The sequence below is a fragment of the Mesorhizobium sp. M0500 genome (genome assembly GCF_040321165.1).
Taxonomy (GTDB): Bacteria; Pseudomonadota; Alphaproteobacteria; order Rhizobiales; family Rhizobiaceae; genus Mesorhizobium.
The window spans coordinates 1-23356 of sequence record NZ_JAMYRB010000028.1; the positions used below are offsets into that span (position 1 = coordinate 1).

Below are 23356 nucleotides of genomic sequence, written 5' to 3' on the forward strand. Positions count from 1 at the left end.
CTGCTTGGCAGGGCGCGGCTCCGTCGCTCACTTCGGTTTGTTCCGTTATCTGCTTTTTCGTCGAACTGCACCTGATAGCTCACCTCGAGCTTGGCGAGCAACGGAAGCGAGAACGCGACGGAGAGTTTAAGCTGGCCGCCCTTATGGGACAGTTGGCGATTTGCCGATTGATGTACAAACGAAGGCGGCGGCGGGTTTTCTGGCAGAAGGGCACGAGCGTTTTCATGAGGTAGATCCTCCAAAGTGGTTGTGCGCAATCGCGAAGCTCGAATTCGGCAGGACATGCAAGTGCACCGCAGGTCGCAACGGAGCGAAGCGCAGAGGAGAACCCTTAAGGGTTGCGCGCCGGGGCAGGGCCTGCCGTATGGTGCGCGCGCAGCATAAAGATTGCGAACTGCCACTTTGGAGCTGCCCGATAACGCGGCCTTCGGGGCCCCGGGGCCGCCTATCAACATCATCAATCGGCAAATCGCCAACCGGCCGCAGGCCGGTTCTCCGTCGCCTTGTCGCTGGAGTGGTCCAGGACCTGGCTATGGCGTTCGACTTGCCGACAATGACGACAGGCTGAAGTGACCCCACATCGCGAAACAGAGCGGCGGCCCTGGTGGGGAGGGGAGTGCGAGGGGAGGGGCGTAGGGGCGCTCCTCGCGCGGTCCTGGCCCGCTCGAGCGAGTAAGGACCGGAGGCCTGCAATCAGTCCGGCTATTTGCGAACGATGCCGCGCAATCGACGCTGCGCCGCCGTCTCTTTGATCACGCCAGCAATCTTGCGGACAAATGCGGGACTGAACGCGCCAATCGGCGTGGTCGTCACCAGATCATAGGCTTCATCGACCTGCACCCGGTTATATTCGTTCAGGATCAGCCATGACGGGTAGTCGAGGCCGCCGCGGCGGCATTCGATTTCGCTGATGGCGAGATGCGGGCGCGACCGGTCGGGTTTTTGCGAAGTCAGCGGAAAGAGAAACAAGGCTGCGGGCGTTGCTGGCGTCCGGACAACGACGCAAACCGGCCTCGCCTTGCGTCCGGATTCCTCGCCGGCGTCTGCTTCCCGCGCCCATAGGTAATAATATCGGAACAGATCGCCGGCTTTAAACATGCGGCTTGTCGCCGGAAATTATTGCATCCAGTCCTGTCATGAGTTCATTGTGGACTTCATCAGGAGCGTCCTCGAGCGTATAGGCGACAGAATGCGGCTGGCCGACGAGTTGGTGGTACTGAGCAGCGGACAGGATGACGAGCTTTTCCTTGCCGCGCTTGGTCAGGGCCACCGGCTCGATCAATGCCGTTTCGAGGATTTCGCCTGACACCCGATTCATGTCCGAGAATGTGAATTGCTTCATCGCCGTACTTCCTTTTGAAATACCTATATAGGTATTTCACGTAAGAAAGCAAGAATGGCGGCGCGCGAGCGCCACCATTCTCGCCTTCGTCGCCGCCGGTCCTGACCAGTTGACCGAGATCCAGTGCATCGAGGAGGAGCCGCTGTCGGCAATCTCGGGCGGCCTGGCGAAGCGGGCATTGTGGAGCGGCAGGTGGATGTCGGCGATGAAGCGGTTGGCGGGCGCCTTCGTCGCCGATCGGCGCAATGCCTGGTCGGCGGGACAGGCACACAAGTCGCATCTGGCCATCGCCATTGCCCGTTCTCTCATCCACAACGGCGCACGCGGGCGCTTCTTCAACCTCGTTGACCCCGTCAACAGGCTCGAGACCGAGACCCGTGCCGGCCGGCAGGGCCGTTGAATTCTGCGACTGTGCAAAAGTCAGTTGCAAAACCGTCGCTTTGATCGGGAGCGACAAGGGAGGGTCGCGAGAGGTGGTTTTCTTTCGTACCTTCCTCGATCGGAACGAGAAAGAAGCGCCATCTTAGGACCTTCGCCAATGCGGCGGGGAACTTCGCGATCCGAACCTTAGGCGGACATTCGTAGCCCAGGTACAGAGGCCGCAGTGACGGTGGTCGAGAACACAAGCGAAGTAAGCGTGAGCGAACTGGTTGTCGTAACGAGTCATGCAACCAGTAGACCACGCTTTTGGTGATCAACTCTGTAGCCGCGCGTGAAACATGCGGCAAAGTCATGTACAGTGTTTGGCGCGGAATTCATGTTAGGAGCTAAGACATGGAGCGCCGATTATCTGCAATTCTGGCTGCCGACGTGGTCGGATACTCCGCACTTATGGAGCAAGACGAAGCGGGCACCTTTGACCGCCTTCGGGCGCGACGCACTGAGCTTTTTGAGCCCGAGATTGCGCGGCATCATGGGCGGATCTTTAAGCTCATGGGCGATGGCCTTCTCGCGGAGTTCGGCAGCGTGGTCGGCGCTGTCGAATGTGCCGTGGCTCTCCAGCGCGGAATGGCAGAGCGCAACGCCTCTGTAGCTGGGGAGGACAGGTTCGACGTCCGCATCGGCATCAACATCGGCGAAGTCACCGTGGACGAGGGTCGCTTTACGGCGACGAATAGCTGTCTTGCCCGGTTGTGCGCCGGGGCCAACATCGAAGGCGTCACTCCCCACACGCTGCGCCACACCTTTTGTAGCGTGGCTGGCGAATTTAGGATTTTCCGAGTTGACGATTGCGGCGCTTCTCGGCCAAGCCGCGAGGGGAGGTACTCAAGGCTATGTTCATATCGACGACGCTCTCAAGCTGGCCGTGATGTGGACATGCGATGAAATCGCCCCTCTGCTAAGTGGAAGCGCCGGCGGAGAAGGCTCGACCGTGGAAGGGAAGCCGCGAGGGCTCGGCGAACATCTGATTCATACTATAGCAGCGGTTAGAACGGGAGTTCTGCCCCCCGAAGGCAAGGTCGACGTTCGAACCGTATGGGGCGCGCCAAATTATCGGTAAATATCGAAGACTTCTGTCAGGCCCGGAGATCCGAGATGACAGGCACAGTGAATTGAAAAGCGGCACCTTTTGGAAAATTCGCGGCCGCCCACAATCGTCCTCCGTGAGCCTCCACGATTGAACGGCAGATCGATAGTCCCATCCCTAAGCCGCTAGACTTCGTCGTATAGAACGCCTCAAAGGCTCGCTCCAAGGCGACTTCGGGCAGCCCTGGGCCAGAGTCCCGCACCGCAACCAGAACGCAATCGTCTTCGGGTTGGGTGCTAATCAGCAGTTCTCGACGCTCGTCACTCATTTGGCTCATCGACTCGACGGCGTTCATGATCAAATTCAGCATGACTTGTTGAAGCTGTACGCGATCGCCTTGAACCACTGGCAAGCCCTCCGCTAGCTGGGTCTGCAGCTGAACACCATTTTTCGATACTTCACTGCGAGTCAGTCCAACAATTTCCGAAATTGCAAGATTAATTTCCAGGTTGTCCTTTCGTGCAGGCGTCTTCTTAACCAGCGCGCGCGTCCGATCAATAATGTCCGTGGCGCGCATGCCGTCGTTCACGAAGCGGTTGATCGCCTGTGTCGCGCGTACGACGTCTGGCGGCTCGCGAATAAGGCACCTCAGCGCGGTCTCAGCGTTGAGGAGCGCGGCCGCGATCGGCTGAGTGAGCTCATGGGCAATAGAGGCCGTGAGCTGCCCCAAAGTCGTAACGCGGCTCATGTGAGCGAGGTCGGCCTGCGCTGTCCGCAAGGACGCCTCCGCGCGCTCGGCGCGAATGATTGCCGTCACATCGGACCCTGTGCCGCGGTAGCCGCTGAATTCTCCGGCGGCGTCGAACACAGGCTTGCCGCTGGCTTTTACGTACATCGGAGAGCCGGTGCCGTCCGCAGAGCAGAATACGAAGTCGCGAAACGGTCTGCGTGCATCAAGGGTCTCAAGAACAAGCCGCCACTTCTCCGGTTCCGTTTCGAAGTCGAGAGCATGATCCCAGCACTTCGTGCCGATTCGATCCGCTGGGTGTGAACCAAACGCATTCTCAGTCAACAGCGTGTAATTGTAGTCCGTACCAATTTCCCACAGCCAATCGGAGGCAGTTTCGGCGTAGTCTCGGAATCTCGCTGCGCTCTCCCGCAATTCCTCTTCGGCACGCTTTCGATTGTCGATGTCGGTGCTGAATCCCGACCACTTGATGACTTGGCCGGCTGAGTCAAGAGAGGGATGAGCGAGAAACAGGAACCAGCGATATTCCCCGTCCGCCCCACGCAGACGAACGTCCGCTTCAATGGGCGCGCTCGACACTGGAACGCTTCGCCAGCCGGCGAGAAGTCGGGGAAGGTCCTCCGGGTGGACGCGAGTCTGCCAACCTCGGCCATGAAACTCTGCTAAGGCCACACCGGTGTATTCGCGCCAGCGTTGATTCAGAAAGTCAATTTGTCCGTCGGGCGCGGCCGTCCATAGAAGTCCGGGTAACTCATCAACGGCACCGCCAAGCTCACCCTGCATTGCAGGTCCCTTCACGATCACGGCCGGCCGAAACGCGCCACCATACAAACGGTGATCGACATCGTTTTAATATATGTCCTCCACTTAATATATGTTCTCCACCGAAGCCAGTGCGAATGGGTTCAGGTTCGGGTGAGCTGGAGATCTCAAATTGTTTGGTGACCAGAGACTTCGCTAAATCACGACCTCAACTGCCTCATATGCTCTGGTGACGAACCAGGTCGGAAAGCGGCAATGTCAGCAGCCATTGCAAATTTGATCGCGTTCAGGAGCTCCTCGTGCCGGACCGGCTTGGTCAGGAATTCAATCGCCCCTGCTTTCATGGCGCGCACCGACATTGCCACATCGGCGTGACCGCTTATGAAGATCAGTGGAAGCCGCACCTTTGCCTTGGCCAGGTCGGCCTGAAAATCCAGTCCGCCGTGTTCGGGAAGCCATGCGTCCAGCACAAGACAGCTTGGCGGCGAAGGACGATCGCTATCGAGGAAAGCGCGCACTGAGGGAAAAGCCTCAGCGCATAGGCCCGCCGACTCCATTAAGCCGACCAAGGCCTCCCTAATCTCGGGCTCGTCGTCTATCACAGCTACATAAGGCGCCGCAGTGCGAGACGGGACTTCGGGATTCGAAACCAGCCGCAGCCATCCTGGGACCTGCACAGTCTCGTGTTCCGATGTTTTCTGCATGGGTGGAGGCGCCGCATTCTCCGTGACGTCATCGTCCGCGAAAAGGTAACCGCGGCCAGGGATGGTCTTGATCATATCTCCGTCCGACCCGAGCACCCTTCGCAGCGCGGCCATCTGAAATCGAAGGTTACTGTCGTCGACGATAGTGGACGGCCATACGCACTTCAGGATGCTATTCTTCTCGGCGATCCTGCCACGCACCCGCAATAATGCCGTCAGGAGATCGAAAGCCCTGCTGCCGATCGGGACCGGACGACCGTCGCATAGCAAGACACGCGATCGCGGCAACACGCAGAACCGTCGGAAACGCAAAGGGCGCTCCCCGAATGGCTCCGGCGCCTCACCTGTCCAGCCGCTACCCGTGGACATCTGCGATTCCAACCCGTGCATGTACGCATCCCTCAGGCGTTCTCAAGATACTGCCTCTGTCTCTGATACATCATCCCGGATGAACCTTCGATACAGTCAAGGCTTGCCGCGATTCAGAGCCGTGTTCACGGCGGCTAGGAGCCGATTCGCAGTGATCGGTTTCAGCAGCATCGCTATCGCTCCATTCTCCATCGCTGATTCGCGAAACCCTTTTTCGGAGAATGCGGTGATGACTATCGTCGGGATCAGACGGCCTCTGGCGATCAGGCTCTTCTGAAGCTGCAACCCGGACATTCCTCCTAGCCTTACGTCGGTTATTAGGCACGAAACGGTATCGATGGAACCCGATGCCAGAAAGCTCTCAGCTGAAGCAAACGTGGCGACCTCAAAATTGAAGGCCAATAGGAGACCTTCCAGCGCTTCCCTCACGCTGGCATCGTCGTCTACACAGGCGATCAGCGGCGCCCGCGTCGTGGTTTCTTTTTGTTTCTTCACGCTGGTCATGATGGAGGGAGGATCGATATTCCGCAACTGGACGGGAGTCCGGCGCGCCTCGCACATGGTGGTGGCGAGACTAGACTTTGGTCTATTCGGGTGGGCTTAGCTTGGCTCTGGCCCAACGCGTCAGCCATTCGTACGAGTTCCACGACGGAGCCCGCTCACCGTGCCTTCTGCAAATGGGATGAGCGTCCATGACCCAGCCCTCTAGGCCGAGCAAGGCGACCGTCATCGCTTGACCTCGCCGAGGGCCGCGAGGCCGTTAAAGCCGTGCTTGCGGCCAAGCCCGGGCGCACGGGGCGCAGGAGGCAGACTCTTCGTTAGACGAAACACTCTCGTTCGCCATTGTTTCGCATGCAGCTCAATAAAATCGCGGGATCGGGCCGTTCTGCGGCGTGACGCGGTCGCCAAGGTCGAGAAAGACCTCATCGATGTAGCACCATCCCCAACCTTCCGGCGGATCGTAGCCCTCGATGATCGGATGGCGGGTCGCGTGAAAGTGCTTGGTGGCGTGACGGTTGGGCGAGTCGTCTCAGCAGCCGACATGGCCGCATGTGCGGGAGAGCCGCAGATGCACCCATTGCGAACCGCTCTTCAGGCATTCCTCGCAGCCGAGTGAGCTCGGCGTCACATCCTGAACGACTGCCGCATGCCTGCATTCGTCTGCCATCACGCTCTCCTGGCCAGTTCAGGCGCGACGGCGTGGCTGCCGTCCCGCGCGAGATATGCGTGCAACGCCGCCAACGCCGGGGCGCCTTCGCCGACAGCCGCCGCGACGCGCTTGACCGAGCCGGCGCGAACGTCGCCGATGGCGAACACTCCGCTGCGGCTGGTCTCCATCACACCATGCCCCGACCCTATGTAGGATCCGGTGCGGACGAAACCCTTGGCACCCAGCGCCACATTGCAGTGCACCAACCAAGTCCGTATTCGGGTCGGCGCCGATGAACAGAAAGAGATGGCGGATCGGGCGCGTCGTTTCCGCGCCGCTGGCGCGGTTGCGCCATCGCACCTGGCCAAGGCTGCCCCCTTCGGCTTCCAGCGCTTCGATTTTAGTCCCGGTCAGCACCTCGATATTCGGCTGTGCCTTGACGCGCTCGACCAGGTAGCGCGTATGCTGGTGTCGAGGCTGCCGCCACGCGCCAGCAGCGCCACCTTGCGCACGTGGCTGGCCAGGTAGACTGCCGCCTGTCCGGCCGAATTGCCGGCGCCGACCAATGCCACTTCCTGGCCCTGGCAAAGCCGTGCTTCGATCGGCGACGCCCAATAGTGCACGCACGATCCCTCGAACTGCGCCATATCGAGGCGACGATAGCGCGCGCCGCTGGCGATCACAACGGTGCGCGTCCGCACGGTCTCGCCGTCGCCGATATCAAGCGTGTAACGGGCACCGTCGGTTCCGGCGCTCAGCAGCTTCGCCTCGTCCGGTATCACCATTTCGACACCGAATTTTTGCGCCTGATTATAGGCACGCGCCATCAGCGCCATGCCCGAAATGCCGGTTGGGAAGCCGAGTTAGTTCTCGATGCGCGAGGAGGCGCCGGCCTGCCCGCCGAAAGCCCGGCAATCGAGCACGATCGTCGACAGCCCTTCGGAAGCCGCATAGACCGCAGCAGCCAACCCCGCCGGTCCGGCGCCGACGATGGCGACGTCGTACAGTTTGTCGGCATCGATCGGCCGCAACAGGCCGATGCAGCGGGCGAGGTCCTTCTCGCTCGGGTTCATCAGCAGCCGGCCGTTCGGACACAGCACGATCGGCAGATGGTGAGGGTCGACCTCGAAGCGCTCGACCAGGGTTTTCGCGCAAGGATCGCTGCCGGAATCAAGCACGCGGAGCGGCTGGCCGCTGCGGGCCAGGAAACCCTGCAGCCGCGATACATCACTATTGTCGACGGATCCGATGATGATTGGTCCGCTGGTGGCGCTTTCCAGCAGCCCGACACGGCGCAGGATCAGTGCCCGCATGATGCGCTCACCGAGATTGGCCTCTTGCACCATCAGGTCGCGCAGCCGCTGCGAGGCGATGACCAACGCCTCCACGGGCTCGGCGGCCTACGAATTCACCAGCGAGGGACGAGCCGAAAGCTGCGCCAGTTCGCCGACGAAGCTGCCTGGACCATGCGTGACGATCGTTTCACGCCGGCCGAGCCCGCCATCCTGGGTGATCTCCACTCTACCCGACAGGACGACGATCAAGCCGGGCGCCACATCGCCGGCCGTGACGATGTGCTCGCCGGCGGCATAGGCGCTGGTCTCGCCGAACCGGCGCATGCGATCGATGTCGGCCTCAGCCAGCGTGGGAAACGCCTGATCGCGACGCGCACCGAAGATCCGGTTGGTGGTTTGAGACATGATTTTCGAACCTATCGCCGACATCCCGTAGATCGAAGCGGTCTCTGAGCTTCAACGCTGCTCCAATCGGAAAGTGCCGTAACCTTCTTCCTCGTTATCGACGGCTGTCGGCTCGATGACGACCTCGACGAGCTTTCCTTGCCGCGCAGATAAGTGGGTACGCGGTAGTGGCCCATCGGAAAGCGGGTAAGAATGCGGACTGCGCCGCCAGGGCTGAAGTTGGGCGCCTCGCCGGCGGCCAGAAGTACGCCAAAGATCGGCGCTTCCGAGGTCTGGGAATTGTCCTGCATCCGTCCACTCCTCAATGGGTTCGCTACGATGCCGGCCCGCGATTCTTGGCATTGCCCTCCCGGTGAGCCGCGAAAGCTGCCGCAATCTCGTTTTCAGTAAAGCGGGGCGTTATGTGTTGCGGGCAGTTCCAGTCGAAGGCCTCGACCTTGATGAGCATCACTCGTTCGACCACTGCAGCATAATCCCCGATTGTCAGCCTTGCCGTGAGCGCCGGATCATCTCGGGTACCGATGACATGCATTCGACCGAAGATCTTGAGACGGCGCCTGTTCGGATAGTCCATCAGGAACAGCGAAATACGGTCGTCCTCGGCGACGTTGCCGGTGGTAATGTACTGCCGGTTGCCCCGGAAATCCGCAAAGCCCAGAGTCTGTTCGTCAAGGACCTTCAGGAATCCAGCCGGCCCACCACGGAACTGCACGTAGGGCCATCCGATCTCCGAGACCGAAGCAATGTAGAAGCTGTCGCGCTCGGCGAGAAACTTGATCTCATCTGGCCCAAGCTGGCCGTTGATATCAGAACCGGCTTCACGGCGGGCATAAGCGCTGCGGCTGCCCATCGTTTGCTGCACGGACTTCACTGCGTCAGTGAACGCGATTTCGGCGAATTTGTGGGCCATTCATTGCTCCCTGCGAGTCGCTAGATGGTTGGCTAGATGGCACGAGAACCCTGACGATCTGGCAGATCCGTGAGTCCAACTTCGAGATTTCCGCGCTTCCCGGAAGAGCGAAAGGGCGGTGGCGTCGTCACGCACTGGTTGCCGACCGGGACGGAAAGGTCGGCCCGTTGCCGAGTCCGGTCTTCTGGCCGATGGTGGCTCGCGCCTTCGAAGCCATGTTCGCGGAAGATCTCGGCAAGGACCGGAATGACGTCCGAACGTACGGTGATGGTCTTAGGCACAGATTACAACCCTAACTCCGACAGGCCCGGATGATCGGCCGGACGTGGTCCGGAGCGGTTCCACAAGAATTTGCATTCTGATTCCTGAATTGGCAAATCATTGATGCAGGCAAAGCGTTTTTGCATCAGGCCGTTTTCATCGAATTCCCAATTCTCATTGCCATAGGCGCGGAACCAGTTGCCGGAATCGTCGTGATATTCATAAGCGAAGCGAACGGCGATGCGGTTGTCCGTGAAGGCCCAAAGTTCCTTGATCAGCCGATAATCCAGTTCACGCACCCACTTGCCGGTCAGGAAGGCGACGATAGCCTCGCGTCCCTGCACAAAAGTCGAGCGATTGCGCCAATAGCTGTCAACAGTATAGGCGAGCGACACGCGTTCGGGATTGCAGCTGTTCCAGCCATCTTCTGCACCGCGAACCTTCTGGATGGCGGATTCGCGGGTGAATGGCGGCAGCGGCGGGCGTTGTTCAGGCATGATCTTTCTCCTTTCAGTCAGTGTTTCGATTGGTAAGCGGTTGGTCACGGTCCCGACGACGTAACCTGAAACCTAGATCTGCGCGGAGCCGCCATCGACAAACAACTCGCTTCCCGTGACGAAGCTGCTGTCGCTGGAAGCAAGGAAGAGGGCTGCGCTTGCGGTTTCGTCGGGGTCAGCGAGACGCCCTAACGGCGTTCTTGTCGACACGAACCGGATCATCTCATTGTGGGCCTCCTCGGATGGCGCGAGCTCGTGCCAGCCGGGAGTAGAGGTGGCGCCGGGGACAAGTATATTGACGCGAATCCCTCGGCCGACCAGATCAAGAATCCAACTGCGCGCGAAGTTGCGGATTGCTGCCTTGCTGGCGCCGTAGACGCTGAACCCAGGCGTGCCAGTCGTCGCAGCGGTCGATCCGGTAAGGATGATCGAGCTATGGTCCCTGAGAAGCGGCAGCGCCTTCTGGACTGTGAAGAGCGTGCCTTTTACGTTGACTCCAAAAGTTCTGTCGAAATGCTCTTCCGTAATAGCGCCGAGAGCGGAAAATTCCCCGCCACCTGCGTTGGCGAATAGAATGTCGATGGCGCCGGCTTCATCCTTCACGATCTCAAAAAGGCGGTCGAGATCGGCTAGGTTCGCTACATCACCCTGAATGCCTCGCGAATTGTTGCCAACTTCGTTGATCGCCGCATCGAGTTCCCTTTTGCGGCGGCCGGTCATGAATACACGGGCGCCTTCCGCCGCAAACCGTTTTGCCGCGGCCAAACCTATGCCACTCGTTGCGCCGGTGATCACTGCGACTTTTCCGTTGAGCTTGCCCATTACGAAATCTCCTGATCCAAGTTGGTCGCGGCGGCGATGAATAGAGGCAGTGAGTGGTCCCAGCCTGCGGCTGCCGGCCAAAATTGTTCGACGGCGCTCATGTTTCAACCGAGCAGACGCTCCGAAATCCGATTTGGCGATCAAACGCCTTCGTAGACCAACCGAGTGAAAAAACCGGGATCGATCACGAAGTTGCCCCACTTGCCGTCGAACGCAGCCGTAGGTTTGGCCACCACGGTTTCGTCGCGCGTTCGTCCCAGGCGCTTCAGCTTCGCGACATTCTCCCGGATCACGACCAGCATGTCGCGAAAGTCCTGGAGCTCCGCTCGGTTGCTGACCGGATGGCCGTAACCCGGAATGATGATCGTCTTGCCGGTTGTCGCGGCGAGATTAGCGTCGGACGCAGCGATCATTCCGTCGATGCTGCCGCCCGTCGAATAGTCGATGAAGGGATAAATGCCGTTCCAATAGGTATCACCGACATGGACGATATCTGCTTCGCCAAACGTGACGGAGATGTCGCTGTCGGTGTGCGCCGGGCCGCAACGTTTCAGTGCGATGGACGCCCGATTGAGCTGCAGATCGCGCCTGTCGGCGAACACTTCGCTGGGTAATCCATCCGGGAGCAATGGCCGGAAGTTATAGTCCCATTCCTCGACGCGCTGGGTCTGTGAGAGATATTTGCGGGTGTTTTCGTGAGCGATGATCTTCGCTCCGGCCGAGCGAAGCCATGCATTGCCGTCGGTGTGATCAAAATGCCAATGCGTGTTGATCAAATGTGTGATCGGCTCGGGGCCGAGATTGGCGAGCGCCCTCGTCATTTGAGGGCGGGAAACCCCGATGCCGGCATCGACAAGCACCTTGCCGTCGGGTCCAGTGAGGACCGCGACGTTGCCGCCGGAACCCTCAAGCACACTCACGTTGCCGCGCAATTTGTGGGTGGCTATGGGCGATACGGCGGCACCGTCCTTGATCAGGCTGACGATGCCGCGTGCCTCGGCAAATGCTTCCCGAGGTGTGAGCCAGCCGCCGGTAACAGCGCCGGCGAAAGCGGCCATGCAGCACAGGCAAAAGCCGCGACGCGAAAGTAAATGCCGGCGGGCGTACATGATTGTTTCATCCTTTGATGGTGCGTCATGTCGTGTTTGTGCGTCTCGCGTCCACCCGCTGGCGGCCGCGACGCCGCCAGCGCTCCGATCGCAGCTGACGTTGGCTCAGTTGGTGGCCAGCTTGCGGTCCAGGAAGTCCCGGATCAGCGGTACCATCTCATCCAGCTTGTCTTCGAGCGCGAAATGCCCGGTATCCAGCAAATGAAGCTCGGCTCCTGGCAAATCACGAAGATATGGGCCGGCGCCATCGGCGGGGAAGATTTTGTCGTTCTTGCCCCACACGACCAGCATTGGCGGCTTGCGCTCGCGGAAAAATGCCTGGAATTTCGGGTAGAGTGGGACGTTGCTGCCATAGTCGTGGAAGAGATCGAGCTGAATGTCCTTGTTGCCGGGACGGTCGAGCAGCACCTGGTCATGTTCCCAATTGTCCGGGTCGATCCGGGAAACGTCGGCTACGCCGTCCGTGTATTGGAATTTCGTGACGGCAGGCGTGACAAGGAAACTCAGCGCCTTCCGATGCGCGGCCGAACCGTCTGCCCAATAGGCCTTGATCGGATCCCAGAATTCCTTCAGGCCCTCCTCGTAAGCGTTGCCGTTTTGCACGATCAAGGCGGTTACCCGTTCCGGATGTTTGAGCGCGAGCCGGTATCCGACCGGAGCGCCGTAGTCCATGACGTACATCGCGTAGTTGTTCGCGCCGAGTCGCCCGAGCAAGCCATCCACCAGATCGGCGTAGTGAGCGAAGGTGTACGCGAATTTGGTGTGATCAGGTGCCGCGCTCTCGCCAAATCCCGGGTAGTCGGGCGCGATCACGTGATAGCGGTCGGCAAGCGCCGGGATCAGATTGCGGAACATGTGTGAAGAGGTCGGGAAGCCGTGAAGCAGAAGCACAACCGGCGCGTTCGCCGGCCCTGCCTCACGATAGAAAACGTCGACGCCACCGATCTTGACCGTGTGGTAGTGGGTGGTCGAGTCCACGGTCTCAGCGGCGGCACTTGCAGGGGCATTGACCATCATCGGCAGTGGGGTCGAAGAAAGCAGTGCGGCAGCAAACACCAGCGCGGTGCGGCGGGTATTGAAAGTGAACATTTGATCTCCTTTGTCCGGCGGCTGCCGGGATTGTTGAGGAAAGGCGCTACGCGGGCACGCGGTCGCCCGCGTAGCGCAGTCAACGGCCTGTGGGGGAGGAGGCGGGGAGTCAGGCCGTTTGGCGTATGAAGGCGAGGAGCTCCGCGTTCACCTCGTCTTTGTGTGTCGTGCATAAACCGTGCGGTGCACCTTTGATCACCTTCAGTTTCGCATTCTTCACAAGCTTCGCCGACAGCAGCGCCGAATCCACGATCGGAACTAGCTGGTCGTCGTCTCCGTGCAGCACGAGCGTCGGCACGTCGATCTTCTTCAAATCCTCGGTGAGATCTGTCTCGGACTGTGCCTTGATGCCGAGATAGGACGCCGGGAAGCCGGCCATCATGCCCTGGAGCCAGAACGACTCGCAGACTCCTTGCGATATCTTCGTTCCCGGGCGGTTATAGCCATAGAAGGCAAGACTAAGATCCTTCCAGAATTGTGAGCGGTCCGCTTGAACACTGGCGCGCACCTGGTCGAACGCTTCGATCGACGCGCCGAGGGGGTTCGCTTCCGTCTTCAGTCGAAGCGGTGGTATCGCACTGATCAGTACAGCCTTGGCCACCCGTCCCGTGCCGTGTCGACCAATATAGCGGGTGACTTCACCGCCGCCGGTGGAATGGCCGACATGGATTGCATCCTTCAGATCAAGCGCGGCGGTGAGTTCGGCGAGATCGTCGGCATAGGTGTCGAGGTTGTTGCCGTTCCAGGGCTGGCTGGAGCGGCCATGTCCCCGGCGATCATGTGCAATGCAGCGATAGCCATTGGAGGCCAGAAAGAACATCTGGTCCTCGAAGGCATCGGAGGAAAGCGGCCAGCCGTGGCTGAACACGACAGGCTGTCCCGAGCCCCAGTCCTTATAGTAGATCTCGGTGCCGTCTTTGGTGGCGAGAGTATCGCCGGTTCGAGCCTTCTGAGGCTTTTTGGCAGCCGCCCGAGCCTCATTTCCACCTGGTACGATGGGGAGACCCATGACTGACGTTGCGACCAACCCGGTCGCTCCTATCAGCACGACCCGGCGCGACGCAGAGGCAAGGAATCCCGAAGCTTTCTCGGTCATTGATTTGTCCTTTCGACAGTCGGGCAGAACTCACCCAGCCGCCGGGCGGTTGTTTTCTGCGAAGCAGCAGAGGCGGATTTTGCGTCAGGATTTGATGAAGGCGAGCAACTCGTCGTTCACCTGGTCCTTGAGGGTGGTGCACATTCCGTGCGGGGCGCCTTCATAGACGACGAGTTTCGCGTTCTTGATCAGCTTCGACGAGAGGAGAGCCGAATCCGCGATCGGGACGATCTGGTCGTCGTCGCCGTGCAGCACGAGCGTCGGCACGTCGATCTCTTTCAAATCCTCGGTGAGGTCGGTTTCGGAGAAGGCCTTGATGCAGAAGTAAGACGCCGGGAAGCCGGCCATCATGCCCTGGAGCCAGAACGACTCGCAGACTCCCTCCGATACCTTCGCTCCCGGGCGGTTGTAGCCATAGAAGGGAACACTGAGATCCTTCCAGAATTGCGAGCGATCTATGAGAACGGCTGCGCGCAACTGATTGAATGCCTCGATCGGCGTGCCGCCCGGGTTCTTCTCCGACCTGAGCATGACTGGCGGGATGGCACCAATCAGCACGGCCTTGGCCACTCGTCCCGTGCCGTGCCGACCGATATAGCGGGTGACTTCACCGCCGCCGGTGGAATGGCCGACATGGATTGCATCCTTCAGATCAAGCGCCGCGGTGAGTTCGGCGAGATCGTCGGCATAAGTGTCGAGGTCGTTGCCCTTCCAGGGCTGGCTGGAGCGGCCATGTCCCCGGCGATCATGTGCAATGCAGCGATAGCCATTGGAGGCCAGAAAGAACATCTGGTCCTCGAAGGCATCGGAGGAAAGCGGCCAGCCGTGGCTGAACACGACAGGCTGTCCCGAGCCCCAGTCCTTATAGTAGATCTCGGTGCCGTCCTTGGTTGTGATCATGCTCATGGTCTGTCCTTTCTGATCTGAATCGACTGCGGTGACCGTCGGCTCGGTGGCGATGGCGAACGCCGGGAGCGCTAATTTTGTCGGTGTGAGTTGGCTCGCGTCGCCGATCACGACGCTCTCGTAAAAGGCCTCGAAACTCGAACCCCGTTTGCTTGGGCTGTTCACTCGCTTCGCCGCTTTCTTCCGCCTTGGTATGCCTCCAACTTACGTCAGGGAACCGCATAGATCGAAGGAGATCGCGAGAGATTGCGTGAGGACTTGTTAGGCGGCCGCCCGCAGCTCGCTTGGGCAAAAACGCCTTGTTCTAATGAAAGGTAAGTTGGTTTTTAGCTACCGGCCGCCTTGCGGAACGACTACGGTTGCAAGGTTAAGTGCCGCGAAGCGGGGGCCGCCATGATGGACATTTCCGGATATGTGCTGGAAAGGCTGCGCGAAGACGGCGAGACCGCTCTCTATCGCGGACGAGCGTCTGGCAAGACGATCCTTGTTCTGTCCCCAACCTCCCTCCAACCGCAAAGGTCGACTCTCGAACGGCTGGAGCGAGAGCTTGCGTTGTCGGACCAGCTTGACCCCGCCTGGGCGGTCCGGCCGGTGGCGCTTGCACGCCATGAAGGCCGTATGGCGCTCGTGCTTGAAGACCCGGGCGGCCGTCCACTTGACGGGCAACTCGGCGCGCCTCTGCCACAAGGAGATTTCCTGAACTTGGCCATCGGGCTTGTCGCAGCGCTTCGGCAGGTCCATGCCTGTGGCCTGATACACAAGGATATCAAGCCGGCGAACGTACTCGTCGACGACAACTGGCATGTTCGGCTCATGGGCTTTGGCCTAGCGATCCAACTGCCCCGCGAACGCCAGCCTCCAGCGCCGCCGGAACTGATCGCAGGAACACTTCCTTACATGTCTCCCGAGCAGACAGGCCGTACGAACCGCTCAATCGATTCGCGCAGTGATCTCTATTCCCTCGGCGTCACCCTTTACGAGATGTTGACCGGAGAGCTGCCGTTCACCGCCTCTGAACCCATAGAATGGATCCATTGCCATATCGCGCGCCAGCCAATCCCGCCGCGTGAACGTGTGCCCAATGTCCCGCAAACCCTCGAGGCGATTTTGGTCAAACTCTTGGCCAAGACAGCGGAAGATCGATACCAGACCATCATCGCGGTCGAATCCGACCTGCGGCGTTGTTTCGATTCATGGACGACATATGGACGCGTCGACGCATTCGTGATTGCAGCGAGTGATCGCCCAGACCGGCTTCGGATCCCGGAGAGCCTGTACGGACGCTCCGGTCAGCTCGACAGCCTCCTGAAGGCCTTCGGTCGCGTCGCCAGACTGGGAGAGACGGAGGTCGTTCTAGTGTCGGGTCCCGCGGGAGTCGGCAAGTCGTCGCTGGTGGGGGAACTGCGCAAGGCTCTGGTTTCAAAGCCAGGCCTGTTCGCGGCCGGTAAGTTCGATCAGTACAAGCGCGACATTCCATACGCGACCATTGCCCAGGCTTTCCAAGGCATCGTCCGCCAGATCCTGAGCCTCGAAGAAACGGACCTTGATCGGCGGCGGCGAGAACTACTCGAGGCGCTGGGGCCGAACGGCCAACTGATGATCAACCTGATCCCGGAGCTCGCCGTCATAATTGGCGAGCAACCGCCGGCGCCCGATCTCCCGCCTCAGGACGCGCAGAATCGCTTTCACCTGGTTTTTCAGCGGTTCCTTGGGGTCTTTGCCCGGCCGGATCACCCGCTGGCGTTGTTTATCGACGATGTGCAGTGGCTGGATGCGGCCACGATCGAGCTCATTCGGCGTCTCGCTGCGGAGTCGGACGTTCGACATCTCCTGTTGATCTGTGCCTATCGGGACAATGAGATCGGACCGACTCATTCCCTCGCTCCGACCCTGGAGATGATGCGGAACGCTAATCGCAGGCTTGAAGAGGTGCGTCTTGGATCTCTAGCGCGCAACGAAGTATCGCTTCTGTTGGCGGACGCTCTACAGTCAGATGCCAATTTCGTTCGGCCTTTAGCCGAGCTTGTGTACGACAAGACCGAGGGTAACCCATTTTTCGCTGGGCAGTTCCTGGCAGCGCTTGGAGACGAAGAACTGCTCGCTTTCGACCGGAACGCGGGCACATGGCGGTGGGATGTGGCCCGTATCGGCGCCAAGGGGATCACCGACAACCTCGCCGAGCTTATGGCCGGAAGACTGGCACGCCTGTCCGGCGCGGCATTGGAGGCGGTGAAGATTCTGGCCTGCCTCGGAAATGGTGCGCGGCTGATGACGCTGAGCATCGTCGTCGGGCGGTCCGAGCAGGCAACGGATGACGCGCTTTGGGAAGCCATTCTCGCGGGCCTTGTCCTGATTGTGGACGGCGGCTTCGCATTCACCCATGACCGTGTGCAGGAAGCGGCTTATGCACTCGTCGCAGAAGGCGAGCGTGCCATTGTGCATCTTCGGATTGGCCGCCTGCTTGCAGCGCGGGCCACGACAGAGGAACTCGAGGAGAGCATCTTCGAAGTCGTGAACCAGTTCGCTCGCGGCGCGGCGCTAATTGCCACGCCGGAGGAGCGCGAGCAAGTCGCCGGGCTTGACCTCATAGCGGGCAAGCGGGCCAAGGCGGCAACCGCCTATGCCTCGGCCCTGCAGTATTTTACCGCCGGCCGCGCTCTGCTGGCGAACAACGAATGGGAACGGTGGTACCGACTCACGTTCGACCTTGAGCTGAACTGGGCTGAGTGCGAGTATCTATCCGGAGAGTTGGCGTCAGCGGAAGCACGTCTCTCGGCGCTGTCAATGCGCCCGCAGACCACCGTTGACGCTGCTGCCGTGACCTGTGTTCGCCTCAATCTCTACACGACCTTGGACCGCAGCGACAGCGCTGTCGAGGTTGGCCTGGACTATCTCCGGCGGGTTGACCTCCAGTGGTCGCGGCATGCGACGGAGGAGGACATTCGCCAGGAATATGGTCGGTTATGGCGGCCGATCGAGGCTGGCTCGATCGAGGCCCTGGTCGATCTGCCACTCATGACCGACCCCGACCGGCGGGCGACCATGAACGTGCTCACCGCGCTCCTATCGCCGGCCCAGTTCACCGACTTGAACCTGTTCCGTCTCGTCATTGTACGGATGGCAGCGCTCAGCCTCCAGTACGGCAACACCGATGGATCATGCCTCGCTTATGCGCTGCTTGGCAGCGTCCTCGGCATCTACTTGGGCAACCCCCAGGCCGGTAGTCGCTTCGGCAGGCTTGCCTTGGATCTGGTCGAGAAGCGAGGTCTCGACCGTCTCAGCGGCAGCGTCTATTCGGTGTTCACGCTCCACCTTGCCCATTGGACGCAGCATTTGGCGACCTGCCGAGTCTTCCTGCGACGCGCCTTTGAGGCGGCGCGGGACGCGGGTGACCTTACCTTTGCCGCCTTTTCCCGCGTCGACCTGGTCACCATCCTTCTCGCCTCCGGCGAGCCGCTCGGCGAAGTCGAACGAGAGGCGGAGAGTGCGCTCGAATTCGTGCGGCGCGCGCGCTTCGGTCTCATCAGCGATGTCATCGTCGCGCAACTCAGGCTTATCCGGACCCTCCGCGGGCAAACGCCGGATTTCAACTCTTTCAATGACGCAGAGTTCGATGAACTCCAGTTCGAGCAACATCTGGAGGACAACCCGCGACTGGCGATCGCCGCCTCCCGCTATTGGATTCGCAAGCTGCAAGCCCGCGTCTATGCCGGCGATTACGCATCTGCCGTCGCAGCAGCATCGAAGGTCGCGTCTTTGCTTTGGACGCTGCCGACTCAAATCGAGCTGCCAGAATACCATTTCTATGCGGGACTCGCTCGGGCGGGGCGCTACGACTCCGCGTCGGCGGAGGAAAGATCCAGCCAATTGGAAGAGCTTGCAGCCCATCACCAGCAAATCACGACGTGGGCGGAGAGCGGCCCCGAAAATTTCACGCACCGCGCGGCCCTGCTCGGGGCCGAGCTGGCCCGTCTTGAACGACGGGACTTGGACGCCATGCGGCTTTACGAGGACGCTGTGAGGTCGGCGCGCGAGCAGGATTTCGTCCATAACGAGGGCATTGCCAACGAGCTTGCCGCGCGGTTCTACGCAGAGCGCGGCTTCGAGACGATCGCCGACGCTTATCTACGCAACGCGCGGTCCTGCTACCTTCGTTGGGGTGCCGCCGCCAAGGTAAGCCAACTCGATCGGCTGTATCCCCAACTGGGCGGCGAACTATCGCCGCGCGTAGGAACAGCTGCGAGCGGGATCGAGCTGAAGCACCTGGATCTGGCTGCTGTGATCGAGGTGTCGCAGGCAGTGTCCGGCGAGATTATTCTTGAGCGGTTGATCGAGCGATTGATGACAGCGGTGGTTGAGCACGCCGGCGCTGTCCGTGGGCTCCTGCTCCTGCCGCTGGAAGGGGAGATGCGCATCGTCGCTGAGGCCATCACCAGCGCCGAAGGCGTAGTCGTGCATCCGCGGCGTCAATCCAGACCGGCAAGCGAGCTGCCTGAGTCCATCTTAAACTTTGTCACGCGCACGCATGATGTCATCATCCTGGATGACGCTTTGACTGCCAATCCGCATTCGGCCGACCCCTATCTGCTCCGCGCGTGTCCACGGTCCGTCTTATGTCTCCCGCTGGTCAAGCAGAAACTGCTTGTCGGTGTCCTCTATCTGGAGAACAACCTATCGTCCCATCTGTTCACACCGAACAAGCTGTCGCTATTGCGGGTTCTTGCCTCCCAGGCGGCCATATCGATCGAAAACGCGCAGTTATTCCTGGATATCAAGACAGCGCAGGAATACGCGCGAGGGGCGGAAGTCGAGTTGCGCCAGTCATTCGACATGATCCCCGCGCTGGCCTGGAGCGCACTACCCGACGGCTCGATCGAGTTTGCAAACAAGCGGTGGCACGATTTTACCGGGATCCCGCCACAAGCAATGACGGGCGATGTATGGATCTCCACCTTCCACGCTGCCGATGTCGACAAGGTCGTAAAGAAATGGACGGACGTTCTGGCGACTGGCGTTGGAGGAGAAATCGAAGCGCGCATGGTACGGTTCGACGGCGCGACCCGCAGGTTTCTGGTACGGGCCTCGCCTATGCGCGATGAAAGCGGCGCAATCGTAAAGTGGTATGGCACGAACACAGACATCGAAGACATCAAGCGTGCCGAAGAGCTGATTTCCGCAGAGAAGCGGCTCCTTGAAATGATCGCGGACGGCTGCGATCTGATGCCAATTCTGGACTCCCTGGTTCGAGCTATCGAAGATATGACAGGCGGATCTCCGGCAAGCTTGTTGGTCCTGGATGCAGCGGCCAACACACTTCGACATTGTATCGCTCCAAGCCTTCCGGCGAGCTTCACGAAGGCTATCGACGGCGGGCTGATCGGACCTGCAGCCGGATCGTGCGGCACCGCAGCCTATCGCGCGGAGAAGGTTTTCGTCTCAGATATCAAAACCGATCCGCTCTGGATTGACTATCGCAACTTGGCCCTGGATCATGACCTGAGAGCCTGCTGGTCAACGCCCATACTCTCAGGCAGCGGCGGCGTTTTCGGTACCTTGGCGCTCTATGCTCGTGAAGCACGTGAGATCACAGCATGGGAGGAAAGGATCTTGGAACAGTTTACCCATCTCGCAAGCGTCATCGTGCACCGGAAGAACGCCGAAGACGCTCTAAGCAAGAGCGAGTCGATGCTGGCAGAGGGCCAAAGGATCAGTCATACCGGGAGCTGGAGCTGGAGTGCCGGGACAGACCGTATATCGTGGTCTGAGGAGTGCGCACGGATCTTCGGGTTCAACGCAAGTGAAAGGGAGGTCACCTATCAGGCACTATTGGCGCGTGTGCATCCGCAGGACCGGGACCACGTCGAAGCCGTGCATGCAACCGCAATGGCAGATGGGGGAGAATTCGAATTCGAGCACCGCATCGTACTGCCCGACGGATCGGTCAAGTTGGTTCAGAGCCGTGGGCGATTGGCGTTGAATGAAAGCGAGGCTCCAAGTTACGGGGGGACGATTTTCGACATAACCGAACAACGAGCCAAAGAGGAAGACGCGCATCGGTTCGAGATGACGCTTCGAGAGGCTCAGGCAGGCCTTGCCCGCGCGGGAAGATTGACCGCCATGGGGGAACTGACAGTTTCGATCGCCCATGAAGTCAACCAGCCGCTGATGGCAATCGTGACCAATGCCGCAACTTGCGTGCAGTGGCTTACAGACGAACATCTCAATATCTCGAAGGCACGGCAAGCCGCAGAGCGCATCGTAAGGGACGGCCACCGCGCCGGTGATATCATCGCCAGCATCCGGGCCCTGGCCAAGAAGTCTCCACCGCAGATGAGCGAACTGAATCTCAATCAAGTAATCCTTGAGGTGCTGCTGCTGACGCGTGGCGAACTGCGCCGACATGAGATAGTCGCGGAGACAGACCTCACGATGGATGCCGAGATCCTTGGGGACCGTATCCAGATGCAGCAGGTGCTCTTGAATCTGATTATGAACGGTATTGAGGCGATCTCTGCGAGCCAGCATCAGCCTCGACGTATGCATATAGACACTCAACCGGGTGATCCTGGCTACATCTTGGTGACTGTTTCCGACACAGGAGTCGGGTTGGATCCGGACAACAGCGCCCAACTCTTCGAAGCCTTTTTCACTACGAAGCGCGAAGGAATCGGCATGGGATTGTCGATTTGTCGCTCCATAATCGAAGCGCATGGCGGTCGCATATGGACCGCGCCGAGAGTGCCCTTGGGAAGTGCCTTTTGCTTTACCCTGCCCGTTTTCGTCGACGACAATGCCCATGTCTCCTCGCATTGACGATACAAGGCCGACGGTCTTTGTCATTGATGATGACGAGTCCATCCGCGAGGCGTTGAACGAACTTTTCCAGTCGATTGGCCTCCGCGTGGAGCTATTCGCATCTGTCCAGGCGTTTCTTGCCGACGACCAGCCGGATCGTCCTGGGTGTTTGGTTCTTGACGTTCGCCTCCCCGGGCAGAGTGGGCTCGACTTCCAAGACTTCCTTGTCAGGGAGGGCGTCCGTCTCCCAATCATATTCATCAGCGGTCACGCCGACGTTCCGATGGCTGTTCGGGCCATGAAAGCCGGCGCCGTGGAGTTCCTGCCGAAGCCTGTCCGAAGTCAAGATCTATTGGATGCCGTTCATTTGGCAATCGAGCGGGACCAAGCCCACCGGGCCTGTGCTCGCACCGTCTCGAGAGTTGGCGCGGACTTTGAAACCCTGACGCCGCGCGAGCGCGAGGTCATGGCACTGGTCGTAACTGGGCGCCGGAACAAGCAGATCGCCGCGGACATTGGTCTGAGCGAGGCGACAGTCAAACTCCACCGCGGGCAAGTGATGCAAAAGATGAACGCGCGATCGGTCGCCGAACTTGTGCGAATGACCGATGCGATCGACCCTTCCAGCAACTCTAGACGTTTTGCCAAATAATCCGAGCCAAAAGAGATGCGCAAACCTGACCAGCTGCGCCTGGCCGGGTGCTCCACCTGAATGTTGATTATGCCCGGAGCCCGACGGCAAGACCTCAGAGCGCCGCTACAGCCCCGCTGATGCACCGGCCTAAAAAGAACCGCATCGAAGGCTCGCCCGATCTGGGCTATGTCAGCGCATCCATGTCGAACCCCAGAACTTGACGATGCGGATGCAGACGCGTCGCTTAACGTGCCGACTTCTGCCTACAGTTCATAGACCCATTCGGCCGGCACGAAGCGATGGGCTTGCCGTGGCGCCCGACATGTCCGAAACCGGGGAACGGCAAATGCATCCCGGCGATCGGCATCCGATCGGCAGCGACCCGGTCGAGCGTCCGCTTGCGCATCTCGGCGGCCAGTTTGGAATCGACATCGAACGCGATGCTCCACTCCGGGCGGGCGAACTGAGGTCGCCATGTGCACGACATCAGCGCCTCGCCATCCGATTCGACAATGAAGCCGGCATGGCCCGGCGTGTGGCCGGGCAACGGCACGGTGTGGATCGAGCCGAGCGCGTCGCGCTCGCCGTCCACTTGCGGCAGGCGGTCCGCATAAGCGGCGGCGGGCTTGCGTGCCCTGATGAAGAACGGCTTCGCCTCGTCCGGCGCCTGGTTCATGTTCGCGTCGTCATGCCAGAAAGCGTAGTCGGTTGCGGTGACGACGAGCTCTGCATTTGGAAATAGCGCCTCGCCGGCGGGAGTCAGAACGCCGTTGATGTGGTCGGGATGCATGTGAGTAATCAGCAAAGTGTCGATCTGGTCCGGAGCGACGCCGGCCGCCTCGGTAGCGGCTGAAAGGCGGCCGGGTGACGGCCCATGCTGTCCGACGTACCGGCGTCTACGAGCACCAGACGGTCGCGCAGATTGACGAGATAGGCATTGACCGGTGCGCGGCGCGGTCCGGGCTTGTTGAAGCTGACCTCCGCCAGCCGCTCC

The 23356-nt window shown here is 60.2% G+C and carries 16 protein-coding genes and 4 pseudogenes; 4 read left to right on the forward strand and 16 right to left on the reverse strand.

Annotation, left to right across the window (positions count from 1 at the left end; all coding sequences use genetic code 11):
• The 3 genes from NKI70_RS28730 to NKI70_RS28740 all read right to left on the reverse strand — a co-directional run.
• Window positions 1-257: hypothetical protein (locus NKI70_RS28730; RefSeq protein WP_352725676.1), on the reverse strand; the 257-nt coding region annotated here is incomplete at its 3' end.
• Between the two features lie 445 nt (window positions 258-702).
• The gene (locus NKI70_RS28735; RefSeq protein ID WP_352725678.1) at window positions 703-969 is read right to left on the reverse strand and encodes a hypothetical protein; all 267 of its coding nucleotides are present in this window, start codon (window positions 967-969) and stop codon (window positions 703-705) included.
• 121 nt (window positions 970-1090) lie between these two features.
• Window positions 1091-1342, reverse strand: coding sequence for a type II toxin-antitoxin system Phd/YefM family antitoxin (locus NKI70_RS28740; protein WP_352725680.1), 252 nt, complete (start codon window positions 1340-1342; stop codon window positions 1091-1093).
• Between the two features lie 198 nt (window positions 1343-1540).
• On the opposite strand from NKI70_RS28740, the pseudogene NKI70_RS28745 reads away from it, so the two are divergent.
• Both NKI70_RS28745 and NKI70_RS28750 read left to right on the forward strand, forming a co-directional pair.
• Window positions 1541-1739, forward strand: a pseudogene (locus tag NKI70_RS28745) (ATP-binding protein); the annotation flags it as partial.
• Between the two features lie 377 nt (window positions 1740-2116).
• Window positions 2117-2476: pseudogene (locus NKI70_RS28750) on the forward strand (adenylate/guanylate cyclase domain-containing protein); the annotation flags it as partial.
• Between the two features lie 383 nt (window positions 2477-2859).
• On the opposite strand, the gene NKI70_RS28755 reads toward NKI70_RS28750, so the two are convergent.
• The 12 genes and pseudogenes from NKI70_RS28755 to NKI70_RS28815 form a co-directional block, all read right to left on the reverse strand.
• On the reverse strand, window positions 2860-4341 hold the full coding sequence (locus tag NKI70_RS28755) for a PAS domain-containing sensor histidine kinase (protein WP_352725682.1): 1482 nt from the start codon (window positions 4339-4341) through the stop codon (window positions 2860-2862).
• A 179-nt stretch (window positions 4342-4520) separates the two neighbouring features.
• Window positions 4521-5414, reverse strand: coding sequence for a response regulator (locus tag NKI70_RS28760; protein ID WP_352725684.1), 894 nt, complete (start codon window positions 5412-5414; stop codon window positions 4521-4523).
• Between the two features lie 75 nt (window positions 5415-5489).
• Window positions 5490-5897 (reverse strand): response regulator transcription factor, encoded by a 408-nt coding sequence (locus NKI70_RS28765; protein WP_352725686.1) that lies wholly within the window; start codon window positions 5895-5897, stop codon window positions 5490-5492.
• A gap of 355 nt (window positions 5898-6252) precedes the next feature.
• Window positions 6253-6561, reverse strand: a pseudogene (locus NKI70_RS28770) (UBP-type zinc finger domain-containing protein).
• Window positions 6561-8243 (reverse strand): annotated as a pseudogene (locus NKI70_RS28775) (FAD-dependent oxidoreductase). Before NKI70_RS28775 ends, NKI70_RS28770 begins: the two co-directional pseudogenes overlap by 1 nt.
• A 313-nt stretch (window positions 8244-8556) precedes the next feature.
• Window positions 8557-9153 carry a pyridoxamine 5'-phosphate oxidase family protein gene (locus NKI70_RS28780; RefSeq protein WP_352693777.1) on the reverse strand — a complete coding sequence of 199 codons (597 nt, stop codon included), beginning with the start codon at window positions 9151-9153 and terminating at the stop codon, window positions 8557-8559.
• Window positions 9154-9437: 284 nt separating this feature from the next.
• Window positions 9438-9911 carry a nuclear transport factor 2 family protein gene (locus tag NKI70_RS28790; RefSeq protein WP_352693775.1) on the reverse strand — a complete coding sequence of 158 codons (474 nt, stop codon included), beginning with the start codon at window positions 9909-9911 and terminating at the stop codon, window positions 9438-9440.
• A gap of 72 nt (window positions 9912-9983) precedes the next feature.
• A complete protein-coding gene (locus NKI70_RS28795) occupies window positions 9984-10733 on the reverse strand; it encodes an SDR family NAD(P)-dependent oxidoreductase (RefSeq protein ID WP_352693773.1) in 750 nt (249 codons plus the stop codon).
• A 140-nt stretch (window positions 10734-10873) separates the two neighbouring features.
• The gene (locus tag NKI70_RS28800; RefSeq protein WP_352725688.1) at window positions 10874-11842 is read right to left on the reverse strand and encodes an MBL fold metallo-hydrolase; all 969 of its coding nucleotides are present in this window, start codon (window positions 11840-11842) and stop codon (window positions 10874-10876) included.
• 105 nt (window positions 11843-11947) lie between these two features.
• Complete coding sequence (locus tag NKI70_RS28805; RefSeq protein WP_352693770.1) at window positions 11948-12859, reverse strand: alpha/beta fold hydrolase; 912 nt, start codon at window positions 12857-12859, stop codon at window positions 11948-11950.
• Between the two features lie 181 nt (window positions 12860-13040).
• A complete protein-coding gene (locus NKI70_RS28810; protein ID WP_352725690.1) occupies window positions 13041-14027 on the reverse strand; it encodes an alpha/beta fold hydrolase in 987 nt (328 codons plus the stop codon).
• 84 nt (window positions 14028-14111) lie between these two features.
• Complete coding sequence (locus NKI70_RS28815) at window positions 14112-14933, reverse strand: alpha/beta fold hydrolase (RefSeq protein ID WP_502898948.1); 822 nt, start codon at window positions 14931-14933, stop codon at window positions 14112-14114.
• 393 nt (window positions 14934-15326) lie between these two features.
• Between NKI70_RS28815 and NKI70_RS28820 the strand changes: the two genes are divergently transcribed.
• Window positions 15327-21746, forward strand: a complete 6420-nt coding sequence (locus NKI70_RS28820) for an AAA family ATPase (RefSeq protein ID WP_352725692.1) — start codon at window positions 15327-15329, stop codon at window positions 21744-21746.
• Complete coding sequence (locus NKI70_RS28825) at window positions 21730-22380, forward strand: response regulator transcription factor (RefSeq protein WP_352693765.1); 651 nt, start codon at window positions 21730-21732, stop codon at window positions 22378-22380. The genes NKI70_RS28820 and NKI70_RS28825 overlap by 17 nt, the downstream gene beginning before the upstream one ends.
• Before the next feature lie 226 nt (window positions 22381-22606).
• Here NKI70_RS28825 and NKI70_RS28830 read toward each other — a convergent pair whose 3' ends face one another.
• On the reverse strand, window positions 22607-23167 hold the full coding sequence (locus tag NKI70_RS28830) for an MBL fold metallo-hydrolase (RefSeq protein WP_352725694.1): 561 nt from the start codon (window positions 23165-23167) through the stop codon (window positions 22607-22609).
• Between the last annotated feature and the right edge of the window lie 189 nt (window positions 23168-23356).